The 14993-nt window shown below is 72.2% G+C and carries 13 protein-coding genes; all 13 read left to right on the top strand.

Annotated elements, in window-relative coordinates; genetic code table 11:
• The first annotated feature begins 15 nt into the window (after positions 1–15).
• The 13 genes from ACZ6S5_RS15460 to efeU all read left to right on the top strand — a co-directional run bounded on the left by ACZ6S5_RS15460 (position 16) and on the right by efeU (position 14991).
• Complete coding sequence (locus ACZ6S5_RS15460) at positions 16–4269, top strand: toxin glutamine deamidase domain-containing protein (protein WP_466000784.1); 4254 nt, start codon at positions 16–18, stop codon at positions 4267–4269.
• Complete coding sequence (locus ACZ6S5_RS15455) at positions 4260–4706, top strand: hypothetical protein (RefSeq protein WP_466000783.1); 447 nt, start codon at positions 4260–4262, stop codon at positions 4704–4706. Before ACZ6S5_RS15460 ends, ACZ6S5_RS15455 begins: the two co-directional genes overlap by 10 nt.
• Before the next feature lie 60 nt (positions 4707–4766).
• A complete protein-coding gene (locus ACZ6S5_RS15450; RefSeq protein WP_466000782.1) occupies positions 4767–5345 on the top strand; it encodes a DinB family protein in 579 nt (192 codons plus the stop codon).
• 20 nt (positions 5346–5365) lie between these two features.
• Positions 5366–6031, top strand: a complete 666-nt coding sequence (locus tag ACZ6S5_RS15445; protein WP_466000781.1) for a tetratricopeptide repeat protein — start codon at positions 5366–5368, stop codon at positions 6029–6031.
• Between the two features lie 28 nt (positions 6032–6059).
• Positions 6060–6236 (top strand): hypothetical protein, encoded by a 177-nt coding sequence (locus tag ACZ6S5_RS15440; protein WP_466000780.1) that lies wholly within the window; start codon positions 6060–6062, stop codon positions 6234–6236.
• Between the two features lie 44 nt (positions 6237–6280).
• Positions 6281–6979, top strand: a complete 699-nt coding sequence (gene nfi / locus ACZ6S5_RS15435) for a deoxyribonuclease V (protein WP_466000831.1) — start codon at positions 6281–6283, stop codon at positions 6977–6979.
• Positions 6980–7212: 233 nt separating this feature from the next.
• A complete protein-coding gene (locus ACZ6S5_RS15430; RefSeq protein WP_466000779.1) occupies positions 7213–8205 on the top strand; it encodes a hypothetical protein in 993 nt (330 codons plus the stop codon).
• 196 nt (positions 8206–8401) lie between these two features.
• Positions 8402–8590 carry a Trm112 family protein gene (locus ACZ6S5_RS15425; protein ID WP_466000778.1) on the top strand — a complete coding sequence of 63 codons (189 nt, stop codon included), beginning with the start codon at positions 8402–8404 and terminating at the stop codon, positions 8588–8590.
• Positions 8587–9783 carry an SIS domain-containing protein gene (locus tag ACZ6S5_RS15420; protein WP_466000777.1) on the top strand — a complete coding sequence of 399 codons (1197 nt, stop codon included), beginning with the start codon at positions 8587–8589 and terminating at the stop codon, positions 9781–9783. The genes ACZ6S5_RS15425 and ACZ6S5_RS15420 overlap by 4 nt, the downstream gene beginning before the upstream one ends.
• Positions 9780–10808, top strand: coding sequence for a cation diffusion facilitator family transporter (locus ACZ6S5_RS15415; protein ID WP_466000776.1), 1029 nt, complete (start codon positions 9780–9782; stop codon positions 10806–10808). Before ACZ6S5_RS15420 ends, ACZ6S5_RS15415 begins: the two co-directional genes overlap by 4 nt.
• Positions 10809–10810: 2 nt before the next feature.
• Positions 10811–11962: a mannose-6-phosphate isomerase, class I gene (gene manA / locus ACZ6S5_RS15410; protein WP_466000775.1), complete on the top strand. Its 1152-nt coding sequence runs from the start codon at positions 10811–10813 to the stop codon at positions 11960–11962.
• Between the two features lie 304 nt (positions 11963–12266).
• Entirely contained in the window at positions 12267–13766 is a 1500-nt protein-coding gene (gene ahcY / locus ACZ6S5_RS15405) for an adenosylhomocysteinase (RefSeq protein ID WP_466000774.1), read from the top strand.
• Between the two features lie 295 nt (positions 13767–14061).
• Positions 14062–14991, top strand: a complete 930-nt coding sequence (gene efeU, locus ACZ6S5_RS15400; RefSeq protein ID WP_466000773.1) for an iron uptake transporter permease EfeU — start codon at positions 14062–14064, stop codon at positions 14989–14991.
• Positions 14992–14993 lie beyond the last annotated feature (2 nt).

Here is a 14993-nt window from a genome sequence, read left to right as displayed (position 1 = left end):
TCGGAGGATGCGCGCGTGACTCTGCTGCCCAGCCCGATCCCGCATCCACTCGACTACTGCCCTTGGGACGTCCCGGGCTGGATCTACGAGGCACTCGACTGGGTCGTCGGAGTGGAGTGGCCGGAGGGTGACGAGCGGGCCGTCTGGGACCTCGCCGACCAGTGGTACGGCGTCGCCGACGTGCTCGGCATCCCGCGGAACGACGCGATCACCGCGGCGGGCGAGGTGCGCAGTGGATACGGCGGCATCGGCCTGGTCGCGAAGACCTTCGACATCGCCTGGCACAAGGTCGGCGAGGGTGAGGACGCCCCGCTGCACGCCGTGCTCGACTTCACCGGCGAACTGGGCAAGGTCGTCGAGTCCTGCGGGTGCGACATCGAGGGCGCCAAGCTCGAGGCCTGGATCGAGCTGGGCATCCTGGTCATCGAGCTGCTGTCGCTGGCGGTGCTGACCGTGGCCACCGCCGGCGTCGCCTCGCCGGCCGTCGGCGCGGCCACCGCTGCCAGCCGGGTGGCGGTGCAGCAGATCTTCAAGCGGCTCGTGGCGCAGTTGGCCCGTAAGGCCGTCAAGGAAGGACTGAAGGAGGCCGGCGAACGGGCCGCGAAGGAGGCCGTAAAGAGCGGCGCACGCAGGTTGGCCCGTCGGGCCCTCGTCGGCGGCCTGATCGAGGCCGGGCAGGAGGCCGGCACCAACCTGGCGACGCAGGCGTACCAGAACTCCACCGGCCGCCGCGACGACATCGACCTGACCGAGGCGGGGATGTCCGGGCTCGGTGGCTTCGCCGGCGGCGCGGTGGCGCCCCTTGCCGGCCTGGGCGGGCACGCGCACGGGCGGTTCCCGCAGATCGGCGAGCACCTCGGCCGGGAGATGGCCGGCGAAACCCTGGCCGAGAGCGCTGCGGGCCTGGCCACCGGGCAGGGCGTGTCGCTGGAGGATCTGGCCCGGGCGGCGGTTTCCGGGGCCAGCGGGTCGGCCACCGGCCAGGCCGACGCGGCGATGCACCACCGGCTCGACGGCAAGCTGGCCGGTCTCACGCAGCCGATGGACCTCGCCCTGCCATCAGGGGATATGAGTGATGCGGCCGGCGTGATGCCCTCCCAGCGGACCTCCGATCTGACCGGGCCGGTCGTTGCCGCGCAGGACCAGGTTCCTGCCACAGCCGACCATCTGCCGCAGGACGGCGGGGTTGGGGAACTTCGACGCTCACCGGTCGACCTCGAAGGCCAGGCGGGCGTCGCCCCGACCTTCGAGCATCCGGCCGGAGACCTCGACGCCCACCGGCCCCGCGTCGAAGCATCGGCCAGCCCCACGCTCTCCTCGGTCACCATCGAGTCGCCGCTCTCCGTCACCCATCCGCTCGCCGGCGACCCGAGACCCGGTCCTCTCCACAGCCCCGCAGCGGCGGACCTCGGCACGTCCAGCCAGTCAGCACCGGCCCAGGCGAGCGTGACAGCGCCGGTCGCCACGCCCGTCGCGCCGCAGTCCCACCCGCCGGTGCCGGGACCCCTCCACGCCGTCCCCGCCAGCGTTGCGACGCCACCGGCCGAGCCGTCGACCGTGCCGTCGTCGCACCCGCACGTCCGACCAGCAGTGGACCCGGTCACCGCGCCGTCGGCCCCCGGCCAGGACGCCCGGCCGACGCCGAATCCCCGCTTTCCGCTGCTGGAGTCGCTGGCCCCGGCACCACGTCCGCCGGCCCACGACCCGTCGCCCGCGTTCCCCGGCCCGTTCGATCCGCTGCCGCCGCCCCGGATCAGTTCCGAGGAGCGGGCCGCCCGGCTCGCGGCCGACCGGGAGGCCCTCGACCGACGTCGCTACCAGAGCTACCTCCAGTCGCAACGGGAGTGGTACGAGGAGAACCGGCGCCGACAAAGAGCGGAGTGGCTGCGCGAGCGGGCCGATTACCACGAAGAGCGGGCCAACGAGTGGGACGCCCAAGCAGCGGAGTGCGGACGCACCGGCCGTGGGCTGCGCGCGGAGAGGTATCGCCGGGAAGCCTACGAGTCGAGCAGGGAAAGCTACGAACTTCGCGAGCTGGCCCAGCAGGTCCTTGCCGGATCGGTGGTGCCCGACGAGGTGCGGATCGAGGCCCGGTCCGACTTCGACCGGATCAATGACGACGTCGCCGATCTCGCGCTCGGCGCCGTGGAGACGCCCGACCTTTCGGCGCTGACCGGTGATGGCCACCCGCCACCGATCGATCGCACCCGTCGCTACGGCGTACGCGGTGGCCTGCGACCTCCGCTCGCGCTGCACCAGACCGATCTGGAGCGGCAGATGCCGCGTAACCCGGACGGCAGCGTCGTGCGTACCGCTGATCCCCGGTATGGCGGCTGGTTCAAGGTGGCGAACGACGGTGGCCCGGAAGCGGATGCGGCCCGTGGCATCAACTGCCTCGACTGCACCCTGTCGCTCTACGAGACCTGGATGCACGGCCGCCCCCGGGTCTCCGCCCCGCGTACCTTCGACGGCTACCTCCAGGGCGACGTCCGCTCGCCGGTCGACGGCGAGCGGGACGGGCCGAAGCGGGTCGAGGAGGTCACCGGCGGCTGGTTCCAGAACCTGTGCGCTGAACCAGCACCGACGAGTGATCTCGAAGCGCGGCAGCGGGTCGAGCGCGGCTACCGCGACCTGCACGGGCAGTTGCTCGGCGGCGGGCACGGCAGCTACGCCTTTCTCATCACCAGCTACGAAGGCGGCGGTTCCCACGCATGGGTGGCGCTGAACCAGAACGGCACAGTGCTCTACCTGGATCCGCAGAACGGCTCCGTCTGGGATCGTCCGCTCTACACGCACAGTGGGGTGGCGCACTCCCACAACACGGCGGCGATCGACGCGCTGGTACTCGGCCCGGACGGCCGTCCGATGCCGCTGGCCGGCCGACCGCCCGGCATCTACAACGTGTTGCCCAAGCTGCGGGAGCCACCCGAGTCGCCCCGGCCGCCCGCACCGCCGGCAACCGACGACGGCGAGGCGGATTCGCCGGACTTTAACCACGTGTACCTGCTCGGCGAGGACACGACATTCCACCGGTCCGGCGACCCGCCGCCACCTGGGAGCACGGCCAAGCCGACTCCTGAGGACCTGTGGAAACAGCACCGCGACGCCCATGCCGAGCGGATAGCGGCTGGGCTCTACGTCCGGGACGCCATCGCCAACTGCGGAAGCCTGGAGCAGATTTTCGCCGCCGGGGTGACGCCGGTTGAGTTGGCGCAGCACCTCGATTCACCGGCGCTGCGGCGGCTGGTACCGGAGCTGGACGAGTCGGCGGCCGGCGACGTGGCGCGGCTGCTCGGCGACCCGCGGGTCCAGCAGATGCTCGACCAGACCTGGGAGGCGCCGCGGCGGGGTGAGCCCTTGCTGGCGGAGACGCTGGTGCACCAGCTCGCCCAGCGGCCGCACTTGGCGCGGATGGTGCTGTCAACTCCGGACCTGGCGAACTCACTGCTAGCCAGACCGGTGACGCTGCACCAGTTGGCACGCGATCAGGAGGCGATTGAGGTTCTCGGTGACGTCCTGAGGGACATCGCCGAGCGGGGCCCGGAGGCGTTGATTCGCAATGAGGATCCGGTGCCAGGCCCGACGCCGTTGACATCCGAACAGCGGGCGACAAGTGCCGCCGTACGCAGTCGTAGACAACGACCCCTGCAACTCGGCTTCGACCAAACCCGGAAGGATGACGACGGCTACCGGCTCGCCTACCTGGAGAAGCTCTACGCCGATGCGGCAGAGGCGCAGCTGCAGCTGAACAGCCTCGCGATCCAGGTCGCGGGTGACCGCGGGCACCCGGGCTGGCGAACCGAGCCGAAGAAGCGTGACCGGGTGATGGACAAGCTGGTCGAATATCGCAATGACGCTTCTCAGTTGAAGGATCTGGCTGGTGCGAAGGTGGAATTCGACCAGCTAGACGACGTATATCGAGCGCTGAGTCAGTTGGCTGCCGATCCGACGGTACGGATACTCAGTATCAAGGATCGGTTCCAATCGCCGCAAAGCAGTGGGTATCGCGACGTGTTGCTCAACTTGGATATGCCGAATGGGCATGTCGCTGAACTTCGGCTACAGCTGCGGCCATTGGAACGCGTGGCCAGGTGGGAGCATCCCCTGTACGAGGTCCGGCGGGATCTGGAGATCTTGTCCGAGTCCGATGGACGGCCTCTGACGAAGGTGGAGAAGGCGATCTGGGATGGCCTGCTGCAGCGGGCGCAGGACGCCTACCAGAGGGCCCTTGATGAAGGACTCGGGAGGATGCCGGAAGGATGGCAGTAGTGACGAGTATGGGACTCCCGAGGTTCTTCGAGTACTACGGCTCCTCTCTGAAGCTCGTCGAGACGCCTGCAGGGGGTGTCGCCGGATGGCGTCTGTCCGATGACACCGGCGGCTGGGAGCCGGCCAACAACCTGATCGACAGAGCGCTCTTCGCCGGCAGCGGAGAGGAGATCTACGAGATTTCGCGGGACGATTTCGTCTGGCTTACCGAGCAGGAGCGCGGCCGGCATCTGGGTGGTGAGGGCCCGGTCTTTGCTCTCTACCAGACCGTGGAAGCGCTGCAGGACACCATTCGGATGGAGCGCCGTTACCCCACCCCGCAGGAGCAGGCGCTGATCGCGGGCATCCGGCGGAGGACGTTCGTGATGTTCGAGGAGCAGTTGCAGCAGGCCGGCGACCCCGGCGCCGACCCGACCATCGCCTCCGCGACCTCCTGAGGCTGGCCACACCACGGAAATGCGTTGCGGGCGCCCGGACCCGAGGACAAGGGTCCGGGCATGGCTGACGCGCGTACCAGCAGCGGGAACCAACAGCGCCGGTTCGGCTGGGAGGACATGTTCGTCCACCCCGACGACGACCCGCGGTCCGACGGCGGGTTCGACGACGAGTCGAACGTCCTGGTCAACTACCTGCGGGACCAGCGCCTCACGCTGGAACTCAAGTGCGCGAACCTTGACGCCGAACAGTTGGCGCGCCGGTCCGTACCGCCCTCGACGATGTCGCTGCTCGGGCTGGTGCGGCATCTTGCCGAGGTGGAGCGGGGCTGGTTCCGCCGCACCATGGCGGGCGAGGACGCGCCCCGGATCTGGTGCACCGAGGCGGACCCGGACGGCGACTTTGACGGCGCGGTGGCCGACCCGACGGTGGTCGAGGAGGCGTGGGCGACCTGGCGGGCGGAGGTCGCGTACGCCGACCGGTTCGTTGCCGAGGCCGCCGACCTGGGCGTCAAGGGGCATCGGGGCGATCTGACGATCTCGCTGCGCGAGCTGCTGGTCCACATGATCGAGGAGTACGCCCGGCACAACGGCCACGCCGACCTGCTGCGTGAGCGGATCGACGGCCGTATCGGTCAGTGACGGTGGCCGGGGGAGTGGGGATGGCGACGGCGGACCGGATCGTCCGGGCCCGGGAGTTGTACGAGCGGGCGACGTTCGGAGGCGACAGCGGCGCGTTGGCCACGGCTGACCGAATGCTGGACTCGGTCGAGGCGGATCTCACGCTCGCCCGGGGTCGGGTGCTGCATGCCCGCTACCTGATGGAGCGGGTCGAGGATCCACGCGAGCTGGAGCTGTTCGAGCGGGCGGCCGAGCTGTATCGGCAACTCGGCGACGTACGCGGTGAGGGTGAGGCGATCTTCCTGGTGGGCTGCGTGCACCAGGTGGTCCGCGGTGACGGCGAGGCCGCTGCCCCGGTGTTCGCCCGCGCCCGCGAGCTGGCCACGCGGGCCGGCGACACGTTGACCCTGTCGTACGTGCTGCGGCACCTGGCCTTCCGGGAGTGGGACGCCGGGCGGACCGACGACGCCCGCGCCCTCGTGGCGGAGTCCACCCGGCTGCGCCGGGAACTCGACTTCCGGCCCGGGGTCGCGGCGAACCTGCTCACCCTGGCCCAGTTCGCGGCCGGGACCGGCGACCTGGACGGAGCCCGCGGCCTGCTCGACGAGGCTACGGCCGCCGCCGCAGCCGCCGACGCACACGGCGTGCTCGGCTGGGTCGCGGAGACTCGCGCCGCGATCGAGGCGAGCTCGGGAGAGCCGGCGTGAGGCGACCGTCGCTGGCTACGGTGAGCGCATGACGAGTTCGCCGAATCGGCGCCTGGCCCTCCTCTGGGTGGCGGGGATCGTGCTCGGATTGGTGATCGGCTGGCTCACCATCGGTGGGGTCGCCGGGATCGCGGTGGGCATCGGCGTCGGGGTGATCTTCGGGATCGCCTTCAGCCGGGCCCGCCGGGGGCCCGACCGAAGGTGACGCGCGGGCAGCCGGCAGGCGGAAGACAGGCGGAGTGGCAGCCGCTGGCCGGGGTAGCGGAACCGGGCGCGGTCCGCTACGTGCCGCCGGCCGACACCGCGGAGGCGCTGCGCGTACAGGAGGAGTTGCGCTCGCGGGTGGACCTGGTCGGGCCGGGTCCGACCGCGCCCGCGACGGTGGCCGGCCTGGACGTCGCGTACGCGGAGAGCGGTGACCGGCTGGCGGCGGCCGTGACCGTGCTCGACGCCGCCACCTTGGCCGTGGTGGACGAGGCGGTGAACGTGGGCCGGCCGGCCTTCGGGTACGTGCCGGGGCTCTTCGCCTTCCGGGAGTTGCCCGCGCTGCTGGACGCCCTGGACCGGCTGACCGTCCGGCCCGACCTGCTGGTCTGCGACGGGCACGGGCTGGCACACCCGCGCCGGTTCGGGTTGGCCTGCCATCTCGGCCTGGTCACCGGACTGCCCGCGATCGGGGTGGGGAAGACGCCGCTGGTCGGCGGGTGGGCCGAGCCGGGGCCGCGGCGGGGCGACTGGAGCCCGCTGGAGGACGCCGGCGAGGTGGTCGGCCGGGTGCTGCGTACCCGGGACGGGGTCAAACCGGTGTTCGTCAGCGTCGGCCACCGGATGAGCCTGGCCAACGCGGTGGACCGGGTGCTGGCGTTGACGCCGCGGTACCGGCTGCCCGAGACCACCCGCACCGCCGACCGCCTGTGCCGCCAGGCTCTGGCCGCCGCCCCCGCCTGACTGCGCGGCCGGGACCCGACTGCGGCAGAGCTCCGAGACCTGCCAAGGCCGCCGCCGATCGAACCGGGTCGCCGCCGGTCGAACCGGGTGGCGGGAGCTGCGCGGATGGTGAACGGGGCGATCCGGCGTGTCGCGGCGCACATGGTGAGCGTTCAATGCGCGGGTACCACACCGGCCCGGTAGTAACCTACCGGCGGACCCGGCAGGGGCGGAACGGTGAGGTGGAGATGTCGATGAGGCGGCACGCGGCGCGGGTGGCCACGGTCGGCGCGATGCTGGGCGGCCTTTTGGCCGTCGCGGCGTCCCCGGCGCTGGCCGACGGCGACCGGGTGGAGGTGCGGTCGGCGAGCAGCTTCACGGTCGGCGGGTCTCCGGGCACCGTCGCGGTCGAGGTGCGCAAGCGCACCGACGGCTGCGTCATGCTCCGCACCGCCTTGGAGTTGCAGCTCGAGGGTGTCCGACCCGAGCAGGTCCAGGCGCAGGTCAACAGCGGCGGCCGGTGGTGGCCGCTGCCCGTTTCCGGCGGCGTCGGCAGGGTCGTTACGGCCCGTACCTCGCCGGCCGAGCCGACGCTCTGCAAGGGCAAGAGCAGGACGGTCCGATACCGGGTCGCCTTCCTGGCCGGCGCGCCCGGCGGTCGGCTGACCGTGGTCGGCGAGGCGACCACCGCCGTCGGTCGGCTGATCGGCCGGGCCGGCGCGGCGGCGCGGGTGGTGGGCGGGGCGAAGGTCCCGACGCCCTCGCCGACGCCGACGCGGAAACCGACGCCGACCCCGAGTGCCGCGGCGATCGCCCCGAGCGCCGACGACACCAGTTCGGCCGTGGGCGCCGCGCTCGACCCGGCCGCCGGGGCCAGCTCCGCCGCGGCCGACAGTTCCTCCGGAGGTTCTCCCATCATGTGGTTCGGCATCCTGCTGGTGCTCGTCGGCGCCGCCCTGATCGCGCTGCTGGTCCGCCGCAACCGCGCGGAGAAGGCCGACGAGCAGGGCGCGTACCCGCAGGTCCCGCTGCCGCGCGCCACCGGCGGCACCACGTATCGCGCCGGCGGTCCGGTCGGTCAGGGGTACGGGCAGCAGCCGGCCACCCCGACCGTCTACGGCGGGTCCGCGACCCCCCGTCCCACCGGCAACGTGTACGGCGCCTCCGCCGGCGCGGACCGGCCGGATGGCGAGCCACCGGCTGCGGGTCCGGACCCGACCACCGTGCTGCCCCACCCGCCCCGCTGAGCCCGCGCCCGGCCGCTCACCGGGCGTTACGGTGACGGTGTGTGGTGACGACCTGACCGGGTGGCCGCCGCAGCAGCCGGCGGGTGCCGTTGGTGCTGAGACGTGGCACGGTGCCCGCGTCGGTTCGCCGATAAGATCGCGTGCGCCGGCTGGCACCGCCGACCGGTGAGACCGCATACGTGGAAGGAGCCGCGCCGTGGCCCTGGACCCGCAGTTGCTCGAGATCCTCGCCTGCCCGGACACACACCACGCCCCGCTCGACTACGACGCGCAGGCGCAGACCCTGACCTGCACCGAGTGTGGTCGGATCTTCGAGGTGCGCGACGACGTGCCGGTGCTGCTGCTGGACGAGGCGCGCGGCGGTCCCGCGGCGACGCAGCCGTGATGGAGGGTACGGCCGGGGTCAGCGGGCACCGGCACGCCGACGAGTCGCTGCTGGACAACCCGGAGCTGCTGGCCGAGCAGGATCCGGGCGGCATGCTCCGGTTCACCGCCTCCGGCGGCGCCCAGGTGCGCGAGTCGGCGGCGCTGGCCGCCGAGGCGAACCTGAGCGTGCTGGCCGACGAGGGTCGACCCCGCGCGGTGGTCATCGCCGGCATCGGCACCGCCGGGCGTACCGGTGACGTGCTGGCCACGGTGGCCGGGCCGCGCTGCCCCGTGCCGGTGATCCCGCACCGTAGCGCCGGCGTGCCGGGCTGGGTGGGCGCGGCGGACGTGGTCATCGCGGTGAGCGCCTCCGGCCGCAGTCCCGAGGCGCTGGGCGCCGCCGAGGCCGCCCACCGGCGGGGCGCCCGCCTGGTCGCGGTCGGCGCGCCGGACTCCCAGCTCCAGTCGGTGGCTGAGCGGGCCCGGGCGCCGTTCATCCCGGTGCCCCGCCGGGCCCCGGCCCGGGCCAGTCTCTGGGCGCTCACCGTGCCGGTGCTGCTGGCCGCCCGTACGCTCGGGCTGGTGAAGGTCAACGAGGCGGACCTGGCCGAGACGGCGGCCCGGCTGGACGCGGACGCCGACCGGTGCCGCCCCACGGCCGAGTCCTTCGTCAACCCGGCGAAGTCTCTCGCGCTCGGCCTGGCCGGGTCGATCCCGATCGTCTGGGGCTCGTCCCCGCTGGCCACCGTGGCCGCCCGTCGGTTCGGTGACACGCTCTCGGCCAACGCCCGCTACCCGGTGGTCACCGGGGCGCTGGGCGAGGCGGGCCGGGGCCGGGTCGGCCTGCTCGACGGCGTGTTCGGTGGCCTGGCCGAGGGGGAGCGGGACATCTTCGCCGACCCGGACGAGGGCGATGGCGACAGCACCCGGTTGCGGCTGGTGCTGTTGCGCGACGGCGGCCTGAACGCGGAGGACGACACCGACGAGCCGCTCGCGGTGGAGGAGCGCCGGGCCGACGCCGTGCAGACCCTCGCCGAGCGGCGTGGGGTGCGCTGCGACGTGGTGACCGCCGAGGGCGGTTCCGCGCTGGAGCGGCTCGCCTCGCTGATGGCGGTCCCGGACTTCGCCTCGATCTACCTCGCCCTGGCACATGGGCTGGACCCGATGGCCGTGCCGGCCATCACGGAGATGAAGGAGCTGGCCAACCAGTGAGCGCCAACGGTGGGACGAAGGCGATCATCGCCGCCCTGGCGGCCAACATCGGCATCGCCGTCACCAAGTTCATCGCGTTCCTGCTGACCGGCTCCTCGTCGATGCTGGCCGAGTCGATCCACTCGGTCGCCGACTCCGGCAACCAGGGCCTGCTGCTGCTCGGCGGCCGCCGGGCCAAGCGGGAGGCCACCCCGGAGCACCCCTTCGGGTACGGCCGGGAGCGCTACATCTACGCCTTTATCGTGGCGATCGTGCTGTTCAGCGTCGGTGGCCTGTTCGCGCTCTACGAGGCGTACCACAAGGCGCAGCACCCGGAGCCGATCACCAGCTGGCAGTGGGTGCCGGTGACCGTCCTGGTGATCGCGATCGCCATGGAGGGCTTCTCGTTCCGGACCGCGATCAAGGAGTCCAACCTGATCCGGGGCAGCCAGTCCTGGATCCGGTTCATCCGCCGAGCCAAGGCGCCGGAGCTGCCGGTGGTGCTGCTGGAGGACTTCGGCGCGCTGATCGGTCTGGTCTTCGCGCTGTTCGGCGTGGGGATGACGCTGATCACCGGGAACGGCATCTGGGACGCCGCCGGCACCGCGATGATCGGCGTGCTGCTGGTGATCATCGCGCTGACCCTGGCGATCGAGACCAAGAGCCTGCTGCTGGGCGAGGGCGCCGACCCGAAGGAACTGGCCGCGATCCAGCGGGCCGTCACGGACGGTCCGGAGGTGGAGCGGATCATCCACATGAAGACGCTCTACCTGGGCCCGGAGGAGCTGATGGTGGCCGCGAAGGTCGCGGTGTCGCCGTGCGACAGCGCCGAGCAGCTGGCCCGGGGCATCAACGCCGTGGAGGCGCGGATCCGCGATGCGGTGCCGATCGCCCGGATCATCTACCTGGAGCCGGACATCTACAGCGCGGCGGCGGACCGGGCCGGCACCGGCCAGGCGTCGCACACGGCGGTGCCGCAGCCGGAGGCCACCGACCCGCAGCCGGGGGCCGCGGCCGACGAGGTGGCCGGCCGGCCCGGGAGCTGACCGTGGAGCTGCTGCAGGGCCAGATCCGGGACTACGCCTGGGGCTCCCGCACCGCGATCGCCGAGTTGCAGGGGCGCCCGGTGCCGAGCGACGGGCCGGAGGCCGAGCTGTGGCTGGGCGCCCACCCGGGCGCGCCGGCCACGGTGGACCGGGACGGCAGCCCGGTGAGCCTCACCGACCTGCTGGTCGCCGAGCCGGCGCACTGGCTGGGCGAGCGGCTGGTCGGCCGGTTCGGCACCCGGTTGCCGTTCCTGCTCAAGGTGCTGGCCGCGGACGCCCCGCTGAGCCTGCAGGCGCACCCGGACGCCGAGCAGGCCCGGGCGGGGCACGCGGCCGACCCGGGTCGGGTCAACTACGTGGACCCGTACCACAAGCCGGAGCTGCTGGTCGCGTTGAGCGAGTTCGAGGCACTCTGCGGGTTCCGCGACCCGGCGGAGTCGGCGGCGGCGATCGCGGCGTTCGGCGTACCCGCGCTGGAGCCGGTGGTGGCGGCGCTGCGGACCGGGCCGGCGGGGCTGCGGGAGGCCGTACGCCTGCTGCTGAGCTGGCCCGAGGCGGAGCGTGCCGGGCTCGTGGCGGGGGTGCTGTCGGTGGAGGCCGCCGGCTCTGACGCGGTGCTGGCGCGGGCCCTGGCGGTCGACTACCCGGCCGACCCGGGGGTGCTGGTGGCGCTGCTGCTGCACCACGTGCGGCTGGCGCCGGGCGAGGCGATCTGGATGCCGGCCGGCAACCTGCACGCCTACCTGCGGGGCACCGGTGTGGAGATCATGGCGGCCAGCGACAACGTGCTGCGCGGCGGTCTCACGCCGAAGCGGGTCGACGTGGACGAGCTGCTGCGGGTGCTGTGTTTCGAGGTGCTCGACGAGCCGGTGGTGGCCCCGGTGCCGGTGGCGCCGGGCGTGCTGACCTGGCCGGTGCCGGTGGACGACTTCGCGCTGCACCGGGTCGAGGTGACGGCCGGCGGCGCGGGGGTGCGGCTGGCGCTGCCGGGTCCGCGGGTGGTGCTCTGCCGGGCCGGCAAGCTCACCGTGGACGACGGGGTGGGCACGGTCACCCTGGGGCCGGGCCAGGCGGCGGTGGGCACCGCGGCCGGCGGTGCGCTGGTGGTCGGCGGTGAGGGCGAGGGGTACGTCGCCACCTGCGGCCTGCGCTGACGGGCGGACGCCGCCCCGACTTACCAAGTCCGACTTTTCCGGAATGGCTTGACGACCCCCTCGCGCAGTGTGACTCTATGGGTACGCAGCGTTGTCGCGACGAAGGTCCGGTGACGCGCGGGGAACCAAACCGGGGGGATGCACGGGGCGGCCGGGCCGTGGGCGGAGAGTCCGTTCATGACCGACCGCCCCGTGCGCTGTCCGGGTCCGGAAGCCTTGCGCCGTCCGCCGACCGGGCACGGTCCGGCTGGGTCGCGAGCGTAAGGTGGAAGGCTGCGCACCACATCGTTCGACAGGAGCTTCCATGACCAGCACCCTCCCGGCGGCCCCCAGCGGCGCGTCGTCCGAGGCCCGGCCGAGCACCCTCGCCGAGGGCGACTACAAGGTGGCGGATCTGTCGCTCGCCGCGTTCGGGCGCAAGGAGATCCAGCTCGCCGAGCACGAGATGCCCGGCCTGATGGCGATCCGGCGTGAGTTCGCCGACGCCCAGCCGCTCGCCGGCGCCCGCATCACCGGCTCGCTGCACATGACCATCCAGACCGCCGTCCTGATCGAGACCCTGGTCGCGCTCGGCGCGCAGGTCCGCTGGGCATCCTGCAACATCTTCTCTACCCAGGATCACGCCGCCGCCGCGATCGTGGTCGGCCGGGACGGCACCCCCGAGGCCCCGGCCGGCGTCCCGGTCTACGCGTGGAAGGGCGAGAGCCTGGAGGAGTACTGGTGGTGCACCGAGCAGGTGCTCACCTGGCCGGACGGGCAGGGCCCGAACATGATCCTGGACGACGGCGGCGACGCCACCCTGCTCGTCCACAAGGGTGCCGAGTTCGAGAAGGCCGGCGTCGTCCCGCCGGTCGAGTCCGCCGACTCCGAGGAGTACGCGGTCATCCTCAAGCTCCTGCACCGCTCGCTCGCCGAGGACGGGCAGCGCTGGACCCGGATCGCCGCCGGCATCAAGGGCGTGACCGAGGAGACCACCACCGGCGTGCACCGGCTCTACGAGATGCACCGCGCCGGCACCCTGCTCTTCCCGGCCATCAACGTCAACGACTCGGTGACCAAGAGCAAGTTCGACAACAAGTACGGCTGCCGCCACTCGCTCATCGACGGCATCAACCGGGCCACCGACGTGCTGATCGGCGGCAAGATGGCGGTCGTGCTCGGCTACGGCGACGTGGGCAAGGGCTGCGCCGAGTCGCTGCGCGGGCAGGGCGCCCGGGTCGTGGTGACCGAGGTCGACCCGATCTGCGCGCTCCAGGCGGCCATGGACGGCTACCAGGTCGCCACCCTGGACGACGTGGTCGAGCAGGCCGACATCTTCATCACCGCCACCGGCTGCTTCGACGTCATCACCAACGAGCACATGGCCCGGATGAAGCACCAGGCGATCGTCGGCAACATCGGCCACTTCGACAACGAGATCGACATGGCCGGCCTGGCGAAGCGCTCGGACGTCACCCGGGAGAACATCAAGCCGCAGGTCGACGTCTGGCGGTTCAGCGACGGCCACGCCATCATCGTGCTCTCCGAGGGTCGCCTGCTGAACCTGGGCAACGCCACCGGCCACCCGAGCTTCGTGATGTCGAACTCGTTCGCCAACCAGACCATCGCGCAGATCGAGCTCTTCACCAAGACCGACGACTACCCGGTCGGCGTGTACGTGCTCCCCAAGCACCTGGACGAGAAGGTCGCCCGGCTGCACCTGGACGCGCTCGGCGCCAAGCTGACCACCCTCAGCAAGGAGCAGGCCGCGTACCTCGGCGTGTCGCAGGAGGGCCCGTTCAAGCCGGAGCACTACCGGTACTGAGTCACGCCCGGAGGGGACCGGGGTCGGCCGCCGCGCGGCCGTCCCGGTCCCTTTCGCGTACGCGGGCACCCGCCGGCCCCGGCGCGCCGCGCCGGCTCCCGGTGCCCAGGTGGGGCCGGATGGCCCTGGTGACCCTCGCCACCAGGGCGGAAAGCTGGGATGGCCGGCGGGTGTCGGATCCCCGCCGACCAGGGTGACGTTGTCGTGAACGACTTGACGGCGGGCCCGGGTCAGGGGGAAGGTATGGCTGCCCTAAGTTAACTGAGGCGTGCCTAACCAAACGACGGAGTACCTGATGTTCGCCACGTACCTGATCGGCCTGCGCGAGGGCCTGGAAGCGACCCTGGTGGTCAGCATCCTGGTCGCGTTCCTGGTCAAGTCGGACCGACGCAACCGGCTACCGCACGTGTGGCTCGGCGTCGCCGCAGCCGTGGTGCTGTCGGTGTTCTTCGGCTGGCTGATCGAGTACACCTCGACCTCGTTGCTGCAGACCTCCGAGTCGCGCGAACTCTTCGACGCGATCACCTCCGTGGCCGCCGTCGTCTTCGTCACCTGGATGATCTTCTGGATGCGCAAGGCCGCCCGGAGCATCGCCGGTGAGCTGCGGGGCAAGCTGTCCGACGCGCTGGCCGTCGGCGCGTTCGCGGTGGCCGGCATGGCCTTCCTCGCGGTCATCCGGGAGGGCCTGGAGACCGCGCTGATCTTCTACTCCGCCGCGCAGAGCACCGGCGGCGCCGGTCGCAACGCCATGCTCGCCCTGGTCGGTGGCATCCTCACCGCCGTGGTGCTCGGCTTCCTGCTCTACCGCAGCGCCCTGAAGCTCAACCTGAGCAAGTTCTTCACCTGGACCGGCGCACTGCTGATCCTGGTCGCCGCCGGCATCTTCAAGTACGGCGTGCACGACTTCCAGGAGGCCGGCGTGCTGCCCGGCCTGAACGCCCACGCCTTCGACATCTCCGCGGTGCTCGACCCGAGCACCTGGTACGCGGCGCTGCTCAGCGGCATGTTCAACATCACCGCCACGCCGAGCGTGCTCGAGGTGGTCGCCTGGGTGGCATACGCGGTGCCGGTGCTGGTGCTCTTCCTGCGCAAGCCGGCCGCCCCCGCCAAGCCGGCTGACACCCCGGTCGCCCCGCCGGCCGCCGAGGCCGAGGCGGCCGCCGAGGCCGCCGCCCCGGCCGGCCCGGTGGCGACCGACACCCCCACCACGCCGCAGCGCGCCTGACC

The organism is Micromonospora sp. NPDC051924, from assembly GCF_055586005.1.
The sequence above is the reverse complement of the archived record's forward strand: the minus strand, read 5'-3'. Positions and strand labels throughout refer to the sequence as shown.